Raw genomic sequence first — 19,533 nt, 5'->3', positions numbered from 1 at the left:
TCCTATTTTCAGCAAAATATAGTTAAGGCGATTCATCTCCCACTTACTCCGCTTCGCTTCGTTGAAGTGGGAGTCTTCTCGCCTAATTAAGATAAAACGGGCCATCCAGCTGACAAAAAAATAAACAGTGGACGGGCCGTTTGGGCTAATGTTCCCTTGCCGTTTCGGCAAGGCTTTCTTTTTGCCCTTTGCCCGTTATGATATACTAGAAAATACGTACAGAGAAACGGAGGAGAACGAAGTGGCGAAAGGCATCATCCATTATGAGGTTGGGGAACAAGTTGATCTCTTTTTGCTCATCAAATCCGCAACGAAAGGCATCGCCAGCAATGGCAAGCCGTTCTTAACGTTGATTTTGCAAGATAAAAGCGGCGACATTGAAGCGAAACTGTGGGATGTCTCGCCAGATGATGAAGAGCGGTATGTGCCGGAGTGCATCGTCAAAGTGGCGGGAGACATCCATAACTACCGTGGCAAATTGCAGTTGCGCATCCGTTCGATCCGTCCTGCTCATCCGGGCGATGCGGTGCGCATCGATGACTTTTTGGAGACGGCTCCGCTCGGGCGCGAGGAAATGAAGGCGAAAGTGATGGAATACATATTTGCGATGGAAAATCCAAACATCCAGCGCATTACCCGCTATTTGTTGAAAAAATACGAAAAGGCGTTTTTTGAGTACCCAGCGGCGACGAAAAACCATCATGAATTCATCTCCGGACTGGCGTATCATGTCGTGTCGATGCTTGAACTCGCCAAGGCGCTCGTCCATCTCTATCCGTCGCTCAATAAAGACTTGCTTTATGCCGGCGTCATTTTGCATGACCTTGGCAAAGTGATGGAATTATCTGGTCCGGTATCGACGGTGTATACGCTGGAAGGAAATTTGCTCGGACACATTTCGATCATGGTGAGCGAGATCAGCAAGGCGGCGGAACAGCTCGGCATTCAAGGTGAGGAAGTCGTCATTTTGCAGCATCTCGTGTTGTCGCATCACGGCAAGGCGGAATGGGGCAGTCCGAAGCCGCCGCTTGTCAAAGAAGCCGAGGTGCTTCATTACATTGACAATTTGGATGCGAAAATTACGATGATCGACCGTGCGCTTGAGAAAGTAAAACCAGGTGAATTCACCGAACGCGTCTTTGCCCTTGACAATCGCTCGTTTTACAAGCCGGTGTTTTTATCTGTTTCAAAGCCGGGGCATGGGGGTAATGACAAATAGCCCTGGCAAAGGAGGGATGAAACCGTGATCGAACCGATCATTGAAATCGTCCCGACATCCCAGCACGAACAGGCGAAAGAAACGTTGAGCGAACTGCGCCGACAGTGGAAGAAAGCGAAGAAGAAAACAAAGAAGAAGCGAAACGAAGCATAAGCGTTGTCCCGAGGAAAGAGGCGGTGTCCCCGCCTCTTTCTTCATGCATACAGCTGGCCGTTCACGCGTATAGTGTAGTAAGACAAGCGTACAAGGAGGGGATGGCGATGTTCAGTTTGCCATGGTGGATTTATTTGGTCGTGGCCGGCATTATTTTCAGCGGCTACATGACTGTAAAAACAGCGGCGCGCGAGCGGGAAATCGACGAGGCGTTTATAGAAAAAGAAGGCGAAATTTATATGGAGCGCATCCGTCAAGAACGGGAGCGGCGGAAGCAAGCGAAGTCCTTGCAATAGCCAAGGGCTTTCTTTTTTTGATTTTTGAAAACGCTTTTTTCAAAAAATTCTCTTTCTTTTTTTTTGAATCGTGTTAGGATAGTAATATCAACGGACTACCAGGAGGCAAAGTGAGGGATGACGATGAAACGAGCATACAACTTCAACGCCGGCCCGTCCGCGCTTCCGCTTCCGGTGCTCGAGCGGGCGCAAAAAGAGCTCCTTAATTTTCAAAACACTGGCATGTCGGTGATGGAATTAAGCCATCGAAGCAAGGAATACGAGGCGGTGCACAATGCGGCAAAAGAGCGGCTCAAGCAGCTTCTTGGCGTGCCGGACGGGTATGACGTTTTATTTTTGCAAGGCGGGGCGAGCTTGCAGTTTTCGATGGTGCCGATGAACCTCCTCACGGAAGGGAAAATCGGCTGTTATGTGCTGACCGGGGCGTGGTCGGAGAAAGCGCTGAAAGAAGCGCAAAAAATCGGCTTGACAACGGTTGTCGCGTCGAGCAAAGAGGCGAACTACACGTATATTCCGCCGCTCGATGATGTGAAATGGCCGAAAAATGCCGCCTATGTCCATATTACGTCCAACAACACGATTTTCGGTACCCAGTGGAAGGAATTTCCGGACACGCCGGTTGACCTGGTCGCGGATATGTCGAGCGACATTTTAAGCCGGCCGTTCGATGTCAGCAAGTTTGCCCTCATTTACGCCGGGGCGCAAAAAAATCTCGGGCCGTCAGGAGTCACGGTTGTCATTCTTCGCAACGATTTGCTGGAGCGCATTCCGGATGGGCTGCCGACGATGCTGGATTACCGGACGCACCAGAAGAGCAATTCGTTGTACAACACGCCGCCGACGTTTGCCATTTACATGCTGTCGCTCGTGCTCGAATGGGTCGAAGAGCAAGGCGGTGTGGCGGCGATGGAAGAGCGCAACCGGCAAAAGGCGGCCGTGCTGTATGAGGCGATTGATGAAAGCGGCGGCTTTTACAAACCGCACGCCGAAAAGGGGAGCCGTTCGCTCATGAACGTCACCTTTACGCTTCCAAATGAGGAGCTGACGAAAACGTTCCTCGCTGAGGCGAAAGAACACGGGTTTGTCGGGCTCGGCGGGCACCGATCGGTCGGCGGCTGCCGGGCGTCGATTTACAATGCGGTGCCGCTTGAGGCGTGCGAAGCGCTCGCATCGTTTATGAACGATTTTCGCCGCCGCTTTGCCTGAAACTTTCTTCTTCACTTTTGTACTGCAAAGTGATATAATAATAGAAAATTCTCGAGCATGAGAATAGATGAGGAGAGATGAGGAGAGATGAGCATGAATGCCAGAACATTAGTATTGATGGCGCTGTTAGTCGGAATCGGAGCCGTGTTGCACGCCGCCATTCCGGGGTTGTTTTTCGGAATGAAGCCGGATATGATGCTGGCGATGATGGTGTTGGCGATTTTGCTGTTTCCAAACGTCAAGGCAGCCGGTCTTGTCGGCGTCGCCACCGGGTTGATTTCCGCCATGACGACGACATTTCCGGGCGGGCAGCTGCCGAATATGATCGACAAAATCATCACGGCCTTCGTCGTCTTTGCCCTGATCTTTGCGGTGAAAAAGTACAGCCAGACAGTGGCCGGGGCGGCGGTGCTGGCGGCTGTCGGCACCGTCATTTCCGGGGCGGTGTTTTTAACCGCGGCGCTCCTTATTGTTGGGTTGCCGGGTGGAACGACCTTTTCTGCGCTGTTTGTCACGATTGTGCTGCCAACCGCGGCGTTAAATGCGGTGGCCATGGCCATTATCTATCCGATTGCGGCGTCCATTTTCCGGCGGATGAACGTCACAGCGCACGTGTAAACGGCAAAAAACCCGATCATGGCTGGTCGGGTTTTTTGCTATCAAACAGGCGGAACGATGCTGGTTTGCAGCTCGTTCCCTGCCTTTCTTTATTTGAAAATTCAAACAAACGCTAAGCGTAGCTGAGAAGCCAGGCGGCAAACAGACAAAGCGATGCTATTCCAATATAGCGCAAAGCTTGCTCTTTGAGCAGCGCCTTTGGCGGGTACGCCCGCGCTTTCCATAAAGAAAAGAAAGTGTTTATAAAAAGACAGAAAAATACGAATCCGATTACGGCAAGCATCCATTGTATATACATCATTGCGTTTTCCTCCTGTATGCGGCAGTCTCCTTAGGTTTATTACTATGAATATGCAAAAAAAATCATAAAAATAAATATTTTTGTCTTTATTCTCTTTTGTTTTATTGATATAATAGGAAATAAAAAATACGGTGAGGGAAAGAGTGGGTGGAACGATGAAGGGGACAGAACAGCATTATTCCGTTAAAGAGGCAATGCTATTTAGCCAACGGATCGCCCAGCTGAGCAAGGCGCTATGGAAATCGATTGAAAAAGACTGGCAGCAATGGATCAAGCCATTCGATTTGAACATTAATGAGCATCATATTTTATGGATTGCTTACCATTTTAAAGGGGCATCGATCTCAGAAATTGCTAAATTTGGTGTGATGCACGTTTCGACAGCTTTTAACTTTTCAAAAAAGCTGGAAGAAAAAGGGTTGCTTTCGTTTTCCAAAAAGCAAGACGACAAGCGCAATACGTACATTGAGTTGACCGAAAAAGGCGAAGAAGTGCTGATGAAGCTGATGGAAACGTACGACCCGACGAAAAATGCGGTCTTTAATGGGGCGTTGCCGCTGCGCGAGCTGTACGGGAAGTTTCCTGAAATTTTAGAAATGATGTGCATCGTCCGCAACATTTATGGAGACGATTTTATGGAGATTTTTGAGCGGGCGTTTGAGAACATTAAGGAAGACTTTGTCGAGCAAGACGGCAAGCTCGTCAGGCGGACGGCGAAAGCGACAGAGCAGGAGAAAGAGCTGGCCAGCCAGGCTAATTGACGGTTTGAATGAGCGTTTTCAGCTCGGTCATCAGCGGCACAAACAGTTGTTGGGCCAACATGGCGTCAACCGTTTGTTCGAGCGGAAGGTTCGGATGGAGCATCCCGGCAAACTGCACGAGCAGAGGGGTGAAAATCGTCAACCCTTCCGCTTTTTGCCGCTCATATTGCTCGGCGAGCTCTTGGCAAAACGATAGGAATGCGTCGACTTCTTCTTTGGTCAAATCAGCGCGGATCACAAGGGAGTAAAACGGTTTTTTCGTTTCATCGACCATTTCCAGCAACAATGACTGGTGAAATTCGAGCTTGGCCACTCGCTTTTCCAACGACTCCATACACCGTGCTCCTTTGGCTGGCATAAAGTGCAACCGTGTTTACGTATATTTTACCGGATTTGTGCGCATTCACCAATAGGGAAAATCGCTTCACCGTATTTTTCGAGAGAAAAAAGATTGATTTCCGGCGGCGGACGAGGTAAAGTTAAAGCCATGGACGGTGTTTGGTGAAGATGAGAAGGAGGGGAAGAGTTTTGGCGCTTTACTTTATCCCTCTGGCAGTGGCGGTTTTATTTTTTGTGAATCAGCTCACCCACTCGCTTTGTGCGCAGCGAGACATCCCGGAGGAGCAGCAGCCGGCGGTTTTCCGGACGATCAACGTACTGATTACGATTTTATTGATTTCTTCTTATTTTGAAGTGTTGTTTACATAACGAGGAGCCGGTGCGGCCGATCGGGAAAGAGGAAGAAAGAGGGTGCTCCCGGTTTCGGGGGACACCCTCTTTTGTTTAGTAGATGACACAGGCGCAGCCGACGATGATCAGCAAAATAAACAGCACAACGATTAACGCAAAGCCTCCGGCATAAGGTGCGCTCATCGTAACACCCCCTTTCGGCGAGAAGAAGCCTGCCGCGGCGCTTCATCTCCATCATATGTATGGCAAGCGTACATGTTATGGGCGGATGACTAACATGGAAAAAGGTTTTTTTTTCGCTGGAAATATGGTATAGTTATTGTCGTGGTTCAAGCGGACAGGCGCTTTTCCCTTGGCGCCGCTTCAGGGCGCGCCCGCGGGGGGGGTCTGGCGCTGAACAAAACCGGACAGTGTAAAATAATGAAAAAGATGCAGGGGTTGTGAAACAGATGAAAAAGTGGATGGCAGCCGCCGTCGTTGTTTCGCTTATGGCGTTATCGGCGTGCAACAACGGCGATTCAGAGGCAGTTGTTGAAACGAAAAACGGCGACATTACAAAAGACGAATTTTACAATGAGATGAAAGAGCGCGTCGGCAAGACGGTGCTTCGCGATTTGATTGATGAAAAAGTATTGAGCAAAAAGTATAAAGTGACCGATGAGGAAATTGACCGTGAAATCGAGCGGATCAAAGAGGCGTACGGCACGCAATACGACTTGGCTGTACAGCAAAACGGAGAAAAAGTGATCCGTGACATGGTCAAGCTTGATTTGCTGCGGACAAAGGCGGCGATCGAAGATATTAAAGTGACCGATAAGGAACTGAAAGAATATTACGATAACTATAAACCGAAAATTCGTGCCAGCCATATTTTGGTAAAAGATGAAAAAACAGCGAAAGAAGTGAAAGCGAAGCTCGAGAAAGGCGAAGACTTTGCGAAGCTGGCGAAAGAGTATTCGCAAGATCCAGGATCGGCATCCAACGGCGGCGATTTAGGCTGGTTTGGACCGGGGAAAATGGTCAAGGAGTTTGAAGAAGCCGCCTATAAGCTGAAAGTCGGCGAAGTGAGCGATCCGGTGAAAACGGATTACGGCTACCATATCATTAAAGTGACGGACAAAGAAAAGAAAAAGTCGTTCAACGAAATGAAAGACGAAATTGCGTTTGAAGTCAAACGGAACAAGCTTGATCCTGCGACGATGCAGTCAAAAGTGGACAAATTGGTGAAAGATGCCGGTGTTGAGATCAAAGACAAAGATTTGCAAGATGTGATCGAGCAGCAAGGAAAACAGTAAAAAAACGGAAGCAGAACATCCCTGCTTCCGTTTTTTTATTTGTGGGCTTGACCTTTCTGCTGTTCAACAACGGGAGATCAGCCGAGCTGCTCGCGAATGGCGGCCGCGATCGCCTGCAGGTCAGCGGGCGTATAGTCGCTTGCATGCGACTTCCAGACCGCGCCAAACCCATCCCCTTTGCCGTAGCGTGGAATGAGGTGAAGATGGTAATGGAACACCGTCTGCCCGGCCTGTTCGCCGTTGTTGTTCAGCAAGTTGAGCCCGACGGGGGAAAACGCTTTATTCAGCGCGTTGGCGATTACCGGCACGGCGCGAAACAGACGGCCGGCCGCCTCCGACGTGAGGGTGAAAATGTTTTCCGTATGTACTTTCGGGATGACAAGCGTATGCCCTTTCGTTACTTGGCTGATGTCCAAAAAGGCAAGCACATGCTCGTCTTCGTACACTTTCGCCGCCGGCAACTCGCCGTTGACGATTTTGCAAAAAATGCAATCACTCATAGGAACGGTCACCCTTTCCTTTCGTTTTCTTCATTTTACCATAAAAAAACCGGGATGTAATCCCGCATGCGGTTACATCCCGGTTGGTGAAAAGGGGAGAGGATGATTCAAGCAAATGTGCGTTTGATGAACACCCCATTTGCAGCAAAAATTGGTTCGGCGTGAGCGCTTCCTTTGTTCAACGTGACCATCCCCTTTGGACAGGCTCGTTGCTTCCCAGCAACGAATGCGATGGTCGCTTCCTAGGAACGTTTACAACGTTTTGCGGCTCACAACGGTGTCTTTGACGAACACCCCATTTCGGATGGATCGTTCATCAACTTTTTGATTCCTCATCCCCTCTTCGCTATTTATCATGCCCGGCTTGAGTGAGTTTATGCAAAAGAACGGTGTGATCTTTTTTGGTAAGCGAGGCTATAGTTTGGTACAATGGGGACAAAGGCCAGAACGGAAAGGGAGCGGACGATGACGCTTTTAGAAGTGAAGGATCTATCCGGAGGCTACACGGCGCAAAACGTGCTTGAGGATGTGACATTTTCGGTTGAGCGCGGCGAAATGGTGGCCTTGATTGGCTTGAACGGGGCCGGGAAAAGCACGACAATCAAACATATTATCGGTTTGATGGAGCCGCGCCGCGGGACGGTTTCGATCAACGGCTATACGCTCGCGGCCGAGCCGGAGGCGTACCGGAAGCAGTTTGCCTTTATTCCGGAAACGCCGGTGTTGTATGAAGAATTGACGCTTGAGGAACATTTGCGTCTAGCAGCGATGGCGTACGGGTTGAGCGAAGCAGAGTATGAACGCCGCCTTCCGCCGCTGCTTCGCGAGTTTCGATTGGAGCGGCGTCTTTCTTCGTTTCCGGCCCATTTTTCCAAAGGGATGAAACAAAAAGTGATGATCGTTTGCGCCTTTTTGCTTGAACCGCCTCTTTATATGATCGACGAGCCGTTTCTTGGCCTTGATCCGCTTGCGATTCATGCGCTGCTCGAGCGGATGAATGAACAAAAGGCGAAGGGGGCGGGCATTTTGTTATCAACCCATATTTTAGCAACGGCCGAGCGGTATTGCGACTCGTTTGTCATTTTGCACCAAGGGCGCGTGAAAGCGAAAGGAACGCTTGATGACATCCGCCGCCAGTTCGGGCTGCGGGGGGCGTCGCTTGATGAACTGTACGTCGAATTGACAAAGGACGATGCGCCATGATTGACGCCCGCCGTCTTTGGAAGCAGCGTTTCCAATTGGAATGGCGAAAACGGATCCGCTACTTGCGCTATATGTTCAACGACCATTTGCTCGTCGGTTTGATCATTGTGCTTGGCGGCATAGCGGTGATGTACGAGCGCTGGGCGGCGGCGCTTCCTGACTCGTTTCCGTATCCGGCTATTGCGGCGGTCGTGTTCGGCTGGGCGGCGGCGTCAGGCTCGGTGCGCACCTTGTTTCGTGAAGCGGATATGGTGTTTTTGCTGCCGGCCGAGCGCCGGCTGCGTCCATATATTCGCCGGGCGTTTGTTTTCTCTGCAGTGTGGCACTCCTACGGCCTATGTTTGCTTCTTTTGGCGGCCGGACCGCTCCATGTCCGGTTTTCGCCGGTGCCGTGGCCGCTCTTTTTGCTCGGCATCGTCTGTTTAAAACTATGGAATTTATGGGCGAGTTGGAAGGGGAATTACATTGCTGAACCGTCGTTTCATCGTTGGAGCGCGCTTGTCCGCTTGGGCGCATCGGCGCTTGTCGTGTACTTTTGGCTGGCGGCGGCGCCGTGGCCGTTTTTCGGAACGGTCGCCGCGTTGATGGCCGCTCTTTCCGTCTGCTTATGGCGATGGACAGAAGGGAAAACATGGAAGTGGGAGCGGCTCATCGCCGAAGAGCAGCGCGCAGCCCGATTGTTTTACCGGGTGGCCAACTTGTTCACGGACGTTCCGGAATGGCGGGAGACGGCGAAGCGGCGGCGTTGGCTCGACCCGTTGCTGGCCTTTATTCCGTACGGGACGCGGCACGTCTTTTTCCATTTGTATGCACGCACGTTTTTGCGCGCCGGCGGGTACGCAGGGCTGTATGTGCGGCTAACCGCCATCGGATGCGTCGTGCTCGCGGCGGCCGACCATGAATACATGCGGGCGGCCACGGTGCTTTTGGTGTTGTATGCGACCGCTGTTCAATTGGCGGCGCTTCCTCATCGCCACCGTTATTCGCTATGGACGCGGCTGTACCCGCTGCCGCGGACGGAATCGCCCGCCGCTGCCATGCGGCTGTTCGCCATCTTGCTCATCGCGCAAAATACGTTGTTTCACCTTGTATTGGCTGCTGTCTCCCCCCGTTTTCTTTGGCTTGCCACTTGGGTGGGCGGAAACGCGTGGGGGATCTGGGCGGCCGGGCGCTATGGACGCCCGCGCCGGAGGGCCAACGCCGGCTATTAGCGCTTTTCGAGCCAAGGCCGGCGTCTTTCTTTTTTGAAAGGGGCGACGGAAAGCCCTTAACGTGCTGTTTCTGCTTGATGCTCTCCCAGCGCAGCGCTTCTTTTTTGTTTCACACCTTCTTTCCCGCTTCATATGCTGTAGTACACCAGCCCAGGCGCATGTCCGGCGGGCCGGGCTGGAAGTTGGGGAGAAAGGGGATTGTGTATGGGTGTAGAGCTTGTGGCGCTGCACTGGATTTACTTGCTGTTCATCGTGCTCATTATTGGGTTTATGGTCGCCCGCAAGGATACATCGCTCATTTGCATTGCCGGCATCTTTTTATTGGCGGCGGTCGCTACCCATTCGTTGAGCGCGGCGGTCAGCGGAGTGTTTAACAGCTTTATTTACGCGATTACGGAGCTATTGCCGACGATTTTAGTCATCTCTATTATTGTGGCGATGAGCAAAGTGTTGTCGGCGACCGGCATCAATGATGTCATGGTATCGCCGTTTGTCCGCTTGATCCGCACGCCGGCTTGGGCGTATTGGACGATCGGGATTTTGATGATGGTCATCTCCTGGTTTTTCTGGCCGTCTCCAGCCGTTGCCTTAATGGGGGCGGTGCTGTTGCCGGCAGCGGTCCGGGTGGGCTTGCCGGCGTTAGGAGCGGCGATGGCGATGAACTTGTTTGGGCATGGCATCGCGCTTTCCGGCGATTTCATCATTCAAGGGGCGCCGAAACTGACCGCCGATGCAGCCGGCCTGCCGGTTGGCGACGTCATCGCCGCTAGTGTGCCGCTCGTGTTTGTCATGGGGGCGGTCACGACCGTCACCGCGTTTTATTTGCTGCGCCGCGACATGAAGCAAGGACGTTTGGTGGGCGGCGATGCAGAAATCGCTGCTGCCACGGATTCGGCGCTCGAAAAAACGGAAGGACTGCTCGCCGAGACGGCGAAAAAATGGCTGGCGCTGTTGATTCCGGTGTTGTTTGCCCTTGACGTCATCGCGATGTTTTATTTGCGCTTGCAAGGCGGCGAGGCGACAGCCTTAGTCGGCGGAACCGCGATTTTTATTTTGATCCTCATTTCCGTTTTAGCCCACCGGCAAGAGAGCTTTGCTGAAGTGACCAATTACTTTATTGAAGGATTTCAGTTCGGATTTAAAGTGTTCGGTCCTGTCATTCCGATTGCCGCCTTTTTCTATCTTGGCGATGCCGGATTTGTAAAAATTATCGGCGACTACTTGCCGCAGGCGTCACAGGGCATTGTCAACGATTTAGGGGTCGCCTTGGCTCATGCAGTGCCGCTGAACAACGAAATCGGGGCAGTGACGCTCACGATTGTCGGGGCGATTACCGGTCTTGACGGCTCCGGGTTTTCCGGCATCTCGCTCGCTGGTTCGGTCGCCCATTTGTTTGCGGTCGCCATTGGCGGCGGGGCGGCCACGTTAACGGCGCTCGGCCAGATCGCTGCCATTTGGGTCGGCGGCGGCACGCTTGTTCCGTGGGCGCTCATCCCGGCAGCGGCCATTTGCGGCGTCGATCCGTTTGAGTTGGCGCGGCGCAACTTGATTCCGGTAGCGGTCGGTCTGGCGGTCACAACCGTTGTCGCCATGTTTCTGATCTGACGAAAAAAGCTGTCCTGTGCGGCCAGGGCAGCTTTTTTGGTATAATGGTCATGGGCTGAAAATCGGTCGATTTTTTGACAGTTTGTTTCCTTCTCTATACATTGAGCGGGGAAACCTGTATAGTGAAAAACAGATAAGCAAAAAAATCGGAAACGGACAGCTCGATTGGGGAAAAGAAAGGCGGATGGAGATGACAAGACGGATCAACGATACATTTTTGCGCGCCTGCCGCGGCGAGAAAACGGATTATGTGCCGGTCTGGTACATGCGGCAAGCCGGCCGGTCGCAGCCGGAGTACCGGGCGCTGAAAGAAAAATACTCGCTGTTTGAGATTACGCATGAACCGGAGCTGTGCGCCTATGTCACGAGGCTTCCGGTCGAACAATACGGCGTTGATGCCGCGATTTTATATAAAGACATTATGACGCCGCTGCCGGCCATTGGCGTGAACGTCGAGATTCAGGGCGGCATCGGGCCGGTGATCGCCAATCCGATTCGCTCGCTTCAAGACGTCGAGCGGCTTGGGGAGATTGATCCAGAACATGATGTGCCGTATGTGTTTGAAACGATTCGGCTCCTTGTCAACGAACAGCTGGATGTGCCGCTCATCGGGTTTGCTGGTGCGCCGTTTACGTTGGCGAGCTACATGATTGAAGGCGGACCATCAAAAAATTACCATAAAACAAAAGCGTTTATGTATGCGGAACCGAAGGCATGGTTTGCCTTAATGGACAAGCTCGCCGAGATGACGATCCGCTACGTGCGGTCGCAAATTCAGGCCGGGGCGAGCGCGGTGCAGATTTTTGACTCTTGGGTCGGGGCGGTGAATGCGGACGATTACCGGGTGTTTATTAAGCCGGCGATGGCGCGCATTTTTGCCGCTTTGCGCGAGGAAGGCGTGCCGCTCATTATGTTTGGCGTCGGGGCGGGCCATTTGGCGCGCGAGTGGAACGATTTGCCGCTTGACGTCATCGGCCTTGATTGGCGGCTGTCAATTCGGGAGGCGCGCCGCCAAGGCATTGTGAAAGCCATCCAAGGCAACTTGGATCCGGCGGTGTTGCTCGCTCCATGGAATGTGATCGAAGAGCGGGTGAAACGCATTTTGGACGAGGGGATGGAGCAGCCGGGCTATATTTTTAACCTGGGACATGGCATTTTCCCTGATGTGCAGCCAGCGACTTTGAAGCGGCTGACGGCTTTTATCCATGAGTATACTTCAGCAAAGTAAACGAGGTGCAACACAATGAAGAACATTGTCGGACTGCTTGTGATGGCGTACGGCACGCCGTACAAGGAAGACGATATTGAACGGTATTATACGCATATCCGCCACGGGAGGAAGCCGCCGCAGGAACAAATCGAGGATTTAAAAGCGCGCTATCAAGCCATCGGCGGCCTGTCGCCGCTGGCGAAAATTACGGAAGAGCAGGCGAAACGGCTCGAGGAGCGGCTGAACGAAGTGCAAGATGAAGTCGAGTTTCGCATGTATTTAGGGCTCAAACATATTGAGCCGTTCATTGAGGACGCGGTTGAACGCATGCACGCCGACGGCATAAAAGAGGCGGTTGGCATTGTGCTGGCGCCGCATTATTCCACATTCAGCATCCGCTCGTACAACGAGCGGGCCAAAGCGGCGGCGGAAAAGCTTGGCGGCCCGGTTATTTATACGATTGACCAGTGGTATGACGAGCCGAAGTTTTTGCAATATTGGTCCGAACGAGTGAGAGCCATTTTTGATGCCATGCCGGAACAAGAGCGGGAACGGGCGGTGTTGATCGTCTCGGCCCATAGTTTGCCGGAAAAAATTATTCAAGCCGGTGACCCGTATCCAACGCAGCTCGAAGATACAGCGAAACGAATTGCTGATCAAGCCGGCGTCGCCCACTATGCCGTCGGCTGGCAAAGCGCCGGCAGCACGCCGGAGCCATGGCTTGGCCCGGACGTGCAAGATTTGACGCGCCAGCTCCATGAAGAGCACGGCTATACGTCGTTCGTTTATGCGCCGGTCGGTTTTGTCGCCGACCATTTGGAAGTGTTGTATGACAACGATATTGAATGCAAGCAAGTAACCGAAGAAATTGGCGCCCGCTATTACCGGCCGGAGATGCCGAATACCGATCCGCTGTTTATTGATGCATTGGCGACGGTCGTGTTAAAGCGGCTCGCAAAAGAAGGCGGTAAGCATGAGTGAAGGAAAACGGACGGTTGTGATTATCGGCGGCGGCATTACGGGTCTCGCGGCCGCCTACTACTTGCAAAAAGCGGCTAAAGAACAGCATCTGCCAGTGACGTGTAAACTTGTCGAGGCGACGCACCGGCTCGGCGGAAAAGTGCAGACGGTCGTTCGTGACGGTTTTGTCATTGAACGGGGGCCGGACTCGTTTTTGGCGCGGAAAACGAGCGCATTCCGCCTTGTGAAAGAAGTCGGGCTCGAACGGGAAATCGTTCATAATGCGACCGGAAAGTCGTACATTTTGGTCAATGGAAAGCTGCACCCGATTCCAGGCGGAGCGGTGATGGGCATCCCGACGCGCATCGCCCCGTTTGTGGCGACCGGGTTGTTTTCGCCGGCCGGCAAGCTGCGGGCGGCGCTCGACTTCGTGCTGCCGCCGGTGAAAGTCGATGGTGATATGCCGCTTGGCCGCTTTTTTCGCCGCCGTTTAGGCGATGAAGTGGTGGACAATTTGATCGAACCGCTGCTGTCTGGCATTTACGCCGGCGACATCGACGAAATGAGCTTAATGGCAACGTTCCCGCAGTTTTTTCAGCTGGAACAAAAATACGGCAGCCTCGTTCGCGGTGCGAAACGGACGACGCCAAAGGAACAGAAGGAGCGAAAAGGGGCATTTCAGACGTTAAAAACCGGCTTGCAGTCGCTCGTCGAAGAGGTGGAAAAGCGGCTTGAGCCAGGCAGCGTCGTCAAAGGGGCGCGCGTCGAGCGGATCGTCCGCGTCGGTTCAGCGTATCAGCTGCGGCTCAGCAATGGTGAAACGTGGGAGGCGGACAGCGTCATTGTTGCGGTGCCGCACCATGTCGTGCCGGATATGTTCGCTGATTATCCGTTTTTCGCCCCGTTTCGGTCCGTGCCGCTGACGTCGGTGGCGACGGTCGCGCTTGCTTTTCCAGAGGAAGCGATCCGTCAAGATATTGACGGCACTGGGTTTGTTGTCTCGCGCCGCAGCGATTACACGCTGACGGCGTGCACGTGGACGCACAAAAAATGGCCGCACACCGCGCCGCCTGGCAAGGCGCTCTTGCGCTGCTACGTCGGGCGCCCGGGCGATGAGGAGATCGTCGATCAACCGGATGACGAGATTGTCCGCGTTGTGTTGGATGATTTAAGTAAAGTGATGAAAATTGACGGCCGGCCGGAGTTTGCCGTCATCTCGCGCTGGAAGCGGGCCATGCCGCAATACACGGTCGGGCACCGCGAGCGGCTGGCGCACATTAAACGGCAGATGGGCGATGCGCTGCCGGGGGTGTTTTTGGCCGGCAGCTCATACGAAGGGCTCGGATTGCCGGATTGCATTGACCAAGGAGAGAAGGCGGTCGGTGATGTGCTTGACTACTTGCGCCAAACGGAACAACACCAGCCGGTCGGGATGTACAGCCGCGCCCATTAGCGGGCCGCCTTGTACCGTTAGGCGGCCCGTGTATTCCGTTGTCCGGCCGCGCTGTTCCCTAGAACAAGGGGTGCCGCCGTTTCGGGAAGCTGGGCGGCGTTTTTAAGGGCTTTACGGGAAAACGGCCGCATAGTATAATGGATACGAATTGACCAAATCGTTCATTTAGTCAAATTAAAGGATGAGGCCAATGGCAAGCGACCGTAAACGGCAAATTATCGAGGCGGCAACCCAATCGTTTGCGGCATTCGGCTACAAAGCGACGACGATGGAACAAATCGCCAAGCTCGCCAATGTCGGCAAGGGAACGATTTATACGTTTTTTAAAAGCAAAGAGGAGCTGCTTGGTGAAATCGTTTCTTCGTTGATCGTCGAAATCCAGTCAGAAGCGGAGCGGGCTATGGACCCGGCGCTGCCGTTTTCCGAAAACGTCCACCGCGCCTTATACCGCATTTTAGAGTTTCGCCAGCGCCATCAGCTGACGGCGAAGCTGCTCCAGGAAGTGCGCAGCATCGGCACCGCAGTGGTGCAGGATGTGCTGGCCAAGCTCGACCGGGCCATGGTGGAGTTCATTCGGAAAAAAATTGATGCAGCGGTGGAAAAAGGGGAAATTCGCCCGTGCAATTCGGAAATTACCGCCTTTTTAATGTTGAAAGTGTACATTGCCTTGATCGTCGATTGGGAAAAAGATCATGAGCCGCTGACAAAAGAACAGATTGCTGAGCTGTTTGCGCTTTACTTTTTGCAAGGATTATCGCAGTAGATGATCCTCTCTTTTTTTGTGTAAAAAAAAACGCCCCGCACACGGGGGCATTAAAGCAAAAAAGGCAGGCTGCATCGGGGAACAGCCTATTGCCGGCGGGGCAGCCGGCATCGTGACGCAAGGGCAGCGTCCGCTCACCTAGTGGCGGTAAGCGGCGCCAAGGCAGTCAGAGCATGTGTTGCCGTAGCACTCGTGCTGCTCGTCGATCGTTTTGCCGCATTGCGAGCACTTTTTCGGTGGCAGGTTTTTGAAAAATTCTAACACTTTCATCAACATTGTGATCCCCTCCGTTGTCTTGGTGATTTTATTGTATTATAACACAGATAAAAATGTCAATAGGTGTTTTAAAACAAAATCAACAAAGATGAAAAAAAGGCAGCCGTCGTGTATGATGAAGACAAAATGGGTGGAAGGAGAGGAAAGGAAATGAAAGTGACAGTCATCGGCTATTGGGGAGGGTTTCCCGCCGCCAATGAAGCGACATCCGCTTATTTGTTTGAGCATGACGGGTTTCGCATGCTTGTCGACTGCGGAAGCGGGGCGCTCGCCAAGCTGCAAAACTACACGGCTGTAGAAAACTTGGATGCGGTTGTCGTCTCCCACTATCACTATGATCATATCGCCGATATCGGCCCGCTCCAATATGCGCGCCTCATTCATAAAAATGTAGGGGCGGATTTGCCGGTGCTGCCGATTTACGGCCACCAAGAAGATGAGGCGGCCTTCGCCCGCCTGACGCATAGCGGCATTACGGAAGGGATTCCTTATGACCCGGCCAAGGTGCTTGCGGTCGGTCCGTTTTCGCTTTCATTTTTGAAAACAGTCCATCCGGTTCCGTGTTATGCGATGCGCATCACTGCCGGCGGCAACACGGTCGTGTACACGGCTGATTCGAGCTACATGCCGGAATTTATACCGTTTGCAAAAGGAGCTGACTTGCTCATTTGCGAGTGCAATTTTTACGCCGGACAAAACGCGGCGCCGGCCGGCCATATGACGAGCGAGGAAGCGGCGGCCATCGCCGAGGGGGCGGGCGTTGGTGAACTATGGTTGACGCACTTGCCGCACATTGGCAGGCACGAACAGCTCGTTGAAGAAGCGGAGCGGACGTTCCGCGGCGTTATTCGCCTCGCCCGCACCGGCTTAGTGTGGGCGCAGTAGCGAAAAGCAGCGAAAAAAAAACGGCGAGGGAAGCGCTTTCGCTTGTCCTTCGCCGTTTTTTTTTTTATAATAAATTATAGTTCGAATTTTTTTACTTGAAAAATGAATGGTCATTCATTCATTTTTAAGGGGGAGATTGGATGAACTTAACGACGCGGTTGGCGCAAATCGCCAAACAACTACCGGACAAAGAAGCGTACGTGTTTATGGGGGAACGATGCACGTATCAACAATTGGACGCCGCGGTGTCGCGGTTTGCCGACGGATTGGCGCAGCTTGGCATTCGCCGGGGGGATCACATCGCCTTATTGCTTGGCAATTCGCCGCAATTTGTCATCGGCCTGTACGGGGCGCTGCGGCTCGGAGCGACCGTCATCCCGATCAATCCGATTTATACGCCGGAAGAAATTGGGTATATTTTGCTTAATGGCGACGTCAAAGCGGTAATCGGGCTCGATTTGCTCGCTCCGTTGTTTGTGGAGGCGAAGAAGCGGCTTCCGCTGCTCGAGCATGCGATCGTTTGTGAAACGCCGGAAGGGAAGGAGAAAGGTGTTTCGCTGTCGGAAGGGATGAAATCGTTTGCAGAAGTGTTGGCGGACGGCAGCCCGGACTTTACCGGACCTGAACTGGGTGATGACGATGTCGCCGTCATTTTGTACACATCGGGGACGACCGGCAAGCCGAAAGGGGCGATGCTCACGCATAAAAACTTGTACAGCAACGCCCAAGATACGGCTGACTATTTAGGAATCGATGAACATGACCGCGTGATTGCCGCGCTGCCGATGTTTCATGTCTTTTGCTTGACCGTGGCGCTCAATGCTCCGCTTATGAACGGGGGAACGGTGCTCATTATGCCGAAATTCAGCCCGGCCGCCATGTTTGCCCTGGCCCGAGAGGAAAAGGCGACGATTTTTGCCGGTGTGCCGACGATGTACAACTTCCTTTATCAGTACGAAGGTGGAAGCGCGGACGATTTGCGGACGCTCCGCCTTTGCATCTCAGGAGGCGCTTCAATGCCGGTCGCTTTGCTTGAAAACTTTGAGAAAAAGTTCAACGTCATCATTTCGGAAGGATATGGGCTTTCGGAGGCGTCCCCTGTCACCTGCTTTAATCCGCTCGATCGGCCGCGCAAGCCCGGTTCGATCGGGACAAGCATTAAAAATGTTGAGAACAAGGTCGTCAATGAATACGGTGAAGAAGTGCCTGTCGGCGAAGTCGGTGAACTTGTTGTGCGCGGCCCGAACGTCATGAAAGGGTACTACAAAATGCCGGAAGAAACGGCGGCCGCCTTGCGCGACGGCTGGCTGCACACCGGCGATTTGGCGCGCATGGACGAGGACGGCTATTTCTATATCGTCGACCGAAAGAAAGAGATGATTATCGTCGGCGGCTACAACGTGTATCCACGCGAAGTCGAAGAAGTGCTGTACAGCCATCCGGATGTCGTTGAAGCCGCGGTGATCGGCGTGCCGGATCCGGATTACGGCGAGGCGGTGCTGGCGTTTGTGGTGAAGAAACAACCGGAGCTGGCCGAAGAGCAGCTGCTCGCCTACTGCCGTGAACGACTGGCGAAATATAAAGTGCCGAGTGAAATCCGCTTCCTCGATGAGTTGCCGAAAAATGCAACAGGAAAAATCTTGCGGCGGGCGTTAAAAGAGCAGCTCGCGTCTTCCCATGCTTGATGGTGCTGAATTTTCAGCACCTTTTCTTTTTTTTGAATAGTATATTGAAAACAAGTAGATAAATTTATATAATTTAACACATAAAAGTTTAAAAGGACTAAACTTCTCTACATAGGGGGATGGGATCATGGGCCAATCGATTCGGCGGTTCGCCGCGGTGTGTGCAGCCGGCTTTTTATTGCTTGGCGGCTGCGGCGGAGCGAAAGAAACGGCAACAAACAGCGAGGGAAGCGGCGGACAAGGCGGGAAGGAAAAAACATACCATATCAGCGTGACGCAAATTGTCGAGCATCCGTCGCTCGATGCGGCGCGCAAGGGATTCCAGCAGGCGTTAAAAGACAAAGGGCTGTCCGTTGAGTATGACGTGCAAATCGCCCAAGGCGACCAAAGCAACAACCAAACGATCGCCAATAATTTTGTTTCGGACGGCGTCGACTTGATTTTCGCCAACTCAACGCCAAGCGCGCAGGCGGCGCTCAATGCGACAAAAGACATTCCAATCGTGTTCACTTCGGTGACCGACCCGGTCGGCGCCCAGCTCGTCCAATCGATGGAAAAGCCGGGCGGCAATGTGACGGGCACGACCGATACGCACCCGGAGGCGATTCCGAAAACGGTGCAGTTTATTGACAAATATATCAAAGGCAACCGTGTCGGCATGGTCTACAACGCCGGCGAACAAAACTCCGTCGCTCAAATCGAGCAGGTGAAAAAGGCGATGCAAGGAACCGATTTGCAAGTCGTTTCGGCGTCGGTATCGACCTCGGCTGAAGTGAAGCAGGCAACGGAATCGCTTGTCGGCAAAGTGGACTGCCTGTATATCATCACTGACAACACGGTGGTGTCCGCGTTGGAATCGGTCATTCAAGTGGCGAACGAGCATGACATTCCGCTGTTTGTCGGCGAGCTTGATTCTGTGAAGCGCGGCGGGTTTGCGGCGTATGGGTTCGACTATTATGACATCGGTTATGAAGCCGGGGAAATGGCGGCGCAAATTTTGCAGGACGGCAAAAAGCCGGCCGATCTGCCGGTTCAGTATCCGCAAAAATTGAAGCTTGTCATCAACAAAAAAGCCGCGCAAGAAATGGGGATTGAGCTCAATCCGGAATGGGATTCGATCGCTGAGTATATTGAATAAACGGCCGGGGGCTGACCCAAAAGTCCGCCAAAAAGCGGACTTTTGGAGTCAGCCCTCTCTGGTTTTTGTATATTTTACCAAACGGAACAAAATTCCGACTCTGTT

Annotated in this window: 23 protein-coding genes; 18 read left to right on the top strand and 5 right to left on the bottom strand. The window is 52.8% G+C overall.

Annotated features, from left to right (window positions below; translation table 11 throughout):
- The first annotated feature begins 241 nt into the window (after window positions 1-241).
- From yhaM to CV945_RS14275, 5 genes are all read left to right on the top strand, one after another.
- A complete protein-coding gene (yhaM, locus tag CV945_RS14295; protein ID WP_063330292.1) occupies window positions 242-1,219 on the top strand; it encodes a 3'-5' exoribonuclease YhaM in 978 nt (325 codons plus the stop codon).
- A gap of 24 nt (window positions 1,220-1,243) precedes the next feature.
- The gene (locus tag CV945_RS14290) at window positions 1,244-1,372 is read left to right on the top strand and encodes a hypothetical protein (protein WP_033011579.1); all 129 of its coding nucleotides are present in this window, start codon (window positions 1,244-1,246) and stop codon (window positions 1,370-1,372) included.
- Between the two features lie 107 nt (window positions 1,373-1,479).
- Window positions 1,480-1,668 carry a sporulation YhaL family protein gene (locus CV945_RS14285; protein WP_033011581.1) on the top strand — a complete coding sequence of 63 codons (189 nt, stop codon included), beginning with the start codon at window positions 1,480-1,482 and terminating at the stop codon, window positions 1,666-1,668.
- A gap of 123 nt (window positions 1,669-1,791) precedes the next feature.
- A complete protein-coding gene (serC, locus tag CV945_RS14280; RefSeq protein ID WP_033011662.1) occupies window positions 1,792-2,874 on the top strand; it encodes a 3-phosphoserine/phosphohydroxythreonine transaminase in 1,083 nt (360 codons plus the stop codon).
- A gap of 93 nt (window positions 2,875-2,967) precedes the next feature.
- Entirely contained in the window at window positions 2,968-3,492 is a 525-nt protein-coding gene (locus tag CV945_RS14275) for a tryptophan transporter (protein WP_047817848.1), read from the top strand.
- 112 nt (window positions 3,493-3,604) lie between these two features.
- On the opposite strand, the gene yhzF is transcribed toward CV945_RS14275, so the two are convergent.
- A complete protein-coding gene (gene yhzF, locus CV945_RS17975) occupies window positions 3,605-3,790 on the bottom strand; it encodes a membrane protein YhzF (RefSeq protein WP_483299651.1) in 186 nt (61 codons plus the stop codon).
- 158 nt (window positions 3,791-3,948) lie between these two features.
- Between yhzF and CV945_RS14265 the strand changes: the two genes are divergently transcribed.
- Complete coding sequence (locus tag CV945_RS14265) at window positions 3,949-4,554, top strand: HTH-type transcriptional regulator Hpr (protein ID WP_198518520.1); 606 nt, start codon at window positions 3,949-3,951, stop codon at window positions 4,552-4,554.
- Here the strand turns inward: CV945_RS14265 and CV945_RS14260 are convergent.
- Window positions 4,547-4,888, bottom strand: coding sequence for a YhaI family protein (locus CV945_RS14260; protein ID WP_033011588.1), 342 nt, complete (start codon window positions 4,886-4,888; stop codon window positions 4,547-4,549). The two genes, CV945_RS14265 and CV945_RS14260, sit on opposite strands and share 8 nt — an antisense overlap.
- A 194-nt stretch (window positions 4,889-5,082) precedes the next feature.
- Here CV945_RS14260 and CV945_RS14255 point away from each other — a divergent pair, with 194 nt between their 5' ends.
- Window positions 5,083-5,262, top strand: coding sequence for a hypothetical protein (locus CV945_RS14255; protein WP_033011590.1), 180 nt, complete (start codon window positions 5,083-5,085; stop codon window positions 5,260-5,262).
- Between the two features lie 75 nt (window positions 5,263-5,337).
- Here CV945_RS14255 and CV945_RS14250 read toward each other — a convergent pair whose 3' ends face one another.
- Complete coding sequence (locus CV945_RS14250; protein ID WP_020958800.1) at window positions 5,338-5,427, bottom strand: YjcZ family sporulation protein; 90 nt, start codon at window positions 5,425-5,427, stop codon at window positions 5,338-5,340.
- 266 nt (window positions 5,428-5,693) lie between these two features.
- Between CV945_RS14250 and CV945_RS14245 the strand changes: the two genes are divergently transcribed.
- Window positions 5,694-6,539 carry a peptidylprolyl isomerase gene (locus CV945_RS14245; protein WP_100660019.1) on the top strand — a complete coding sequence of 282 codons (846 nt, stop codon included), beginning with the start codon at window positions 5,694-5,696 and terminating at the stop codon, window positions 6,537-6,539.
- A gap of 77 nt (window positions 6,540-6,616) precedes the next feature.
- Here the strand turns inward: CV945_RS14245 and CV945_RS14240 are convergent, their stop codons facing one another.
- Window positions 6,617-7,039: an HIT family protein gene (locus CV945_RS14240; protein ID WP_063330289.1), complete on the bottom strand. Its 423-nt coding sequence runs from the start codon at window positions 7,037-7,039 to the stop codon at window positions 6,617-6,619.
- 465 nt (window positions 7,040-7,504) lie between these two features.
- Here CV945_RS14240 and CV945_RS14235 point away from each other — a divergent pair, with 465 nt between their 5' ends.
- The 7 genes from CV945_RS14235 (at window position 7,505) to CV945_RS14205 (ending at window position 15,444) form a co-directional block, all read left to right on the top strand.
- Entirely contained in the window at window positions 7,505-8,242 is a 738-nt protein-coding gene (locus tag CV945_RS14235; protein ID WP_100660018.1) for an ABC transporter ATP-binding protein, read from the top strand.
- Window positions 8,239-9,453, top strand: coding sequence for an ABC transporter permease (locus tag CV945_RS14230; protein ID WP_100660017.1), 1,215 nt, complete (start codon window positions 8,239-8,241; stop codon window positions 9,451-9,453). Before CV945_RS14235 ends, CV945_RS14230 begins: the two co-directional genes overlap by 4 nt.
- Before the next feature lie 204 nt (window positions 9,454-9,657).
- A complete protein-coding gene (locus tag CV945_RS14225; protein ID WP_100660016.1) occupies window positions 9,658-11,058 on the top strand; it encodes a hypothetical protein in 1,401 nt (466 codons plus the stop codon).
- 190 nt (window positions 11,059-11,248) lie between these two features.
- A complete protein-coding gene (gene hemE / locus CV945_RS14220; protein ID WP_044746257.1) occupies window positions 11,249-12,286 on the top strand; it encodes a uroporphyrinogen decarboxylase in 1,038 nt (345 codons plus the stop codon).
- A 15-nt stretch (window positions 12,287-12,301) separates the two neighbouring features.
- A complete protein-coding gene (gene hemH / locus CV945_RS14215; protein ID WP_044746241.1) occupies window positions 12,302-13,249 on the top strand; it encodes a ferrochelatase in 948 nt (315 codons plus the stop codon).
- On the top strand, window positions 13,242-14,681 hold the full coding sequence (gene hemY / locus CV945_RS14210; protein WP_100660015.1) for a protoporphyrinogen oxidase: 1,440 nt from the start codon (window positions 13,242-13,244) through the stop codon (window positions 14,679-14,681). The genes hemH and hemY overlap by 8 nt, the downstream gene beginning before the upstream one ends.
- Window positions 14,682-14,871: 190 nt before the next feature.
- A complete protein-coding gene (locus CV945_RS14205; RefSeq protein ID WP_044746239.1) occupies window positions 14,872-15,444 on the top strand; it encodes a TetR/AcrR family transcriptional regulator in 573 nt (190 codons plus the stop codon).
- A gap of 138 nt (window positions 15,445-15,582) precedes the next feature.
- Here CV945_RS14205 and yhfH read toward each other — a convergent pair whose 3' ends face one another.
- Window positions 15,583-15,720, bottom strand: a complete 138-nt coding sequence (yhfH, locus tag CV945_RS14200; RefSeq protein WP_020958812.1) for a protein YhfH — start codon at window positions 15,718-15,720, stop codon at window positions 15,583-15,585.
- A gap of 150 nt (window positions 15,721-15,870) precedes the next feature.
- Here yhfH and CV945_RS14195 point away from each other — a divergent pair, with 150 nt between their 5' ends.
- The 3 genes from CV945_RS14195 (at window position 15,871) to CV945_RS14185 (ending at window position 19,428) form a co-directional block, all read left to right on the top strand.
- Window positions 15,871-16,605 carry an MBL fold metallo-hydrolase gene (locus tag CV945_RS14195; protein WP_044746238.1) on the top strand — a complete coding sequence of 245 codons (735 nt, stop codon included), beginning with the start codon at window positions 15,871-15,873 and terminating at the stop codon, window positions 16,603-16,605.
- Window positions 16,606-16,745: 140 nt separating this feature from the next.
- Window positions 16,746-18,290, top strand: a complete 1,545-nt coding sequence (locus CV945_RS14190) for a fatty acid--CoA ligase family protein (protein WP_100660014.1) — start codon at window positions 16,746-16,748, stop codon at window positions 18,288-18,290.
- A 127-nt stretch (window positions 18,291-18,417) separates the two neighbouring features.
- A complete protein-coding gene (locus CV945_RS14185) occupies window positions 18,418-19,428 on the top strand; it encodes an ABC transporter substrate-binding protein (RefSeq protein ID WP_100660013.1) in 1,011 nt (336 codons plus the stop codon).
- The last annotated feature ends 105 nt before the right edge of the window (window positions 19,429-19,533 follow it).

Origin of the sequence: Geobacillus sp. Manikaran-105, assembly GCF_002809955.1 — a bacterium.
Lineage (GTDB): Bacteria > Bacillota > Bacilli > Bacillales > Anoxybacillaceae > Geobacillus > Geobacillus thermophilus.
Note: the sequence above shows the minus strand (reverse complement) of the source record. Positions and strands in the feature narration are given on the sequence as shown.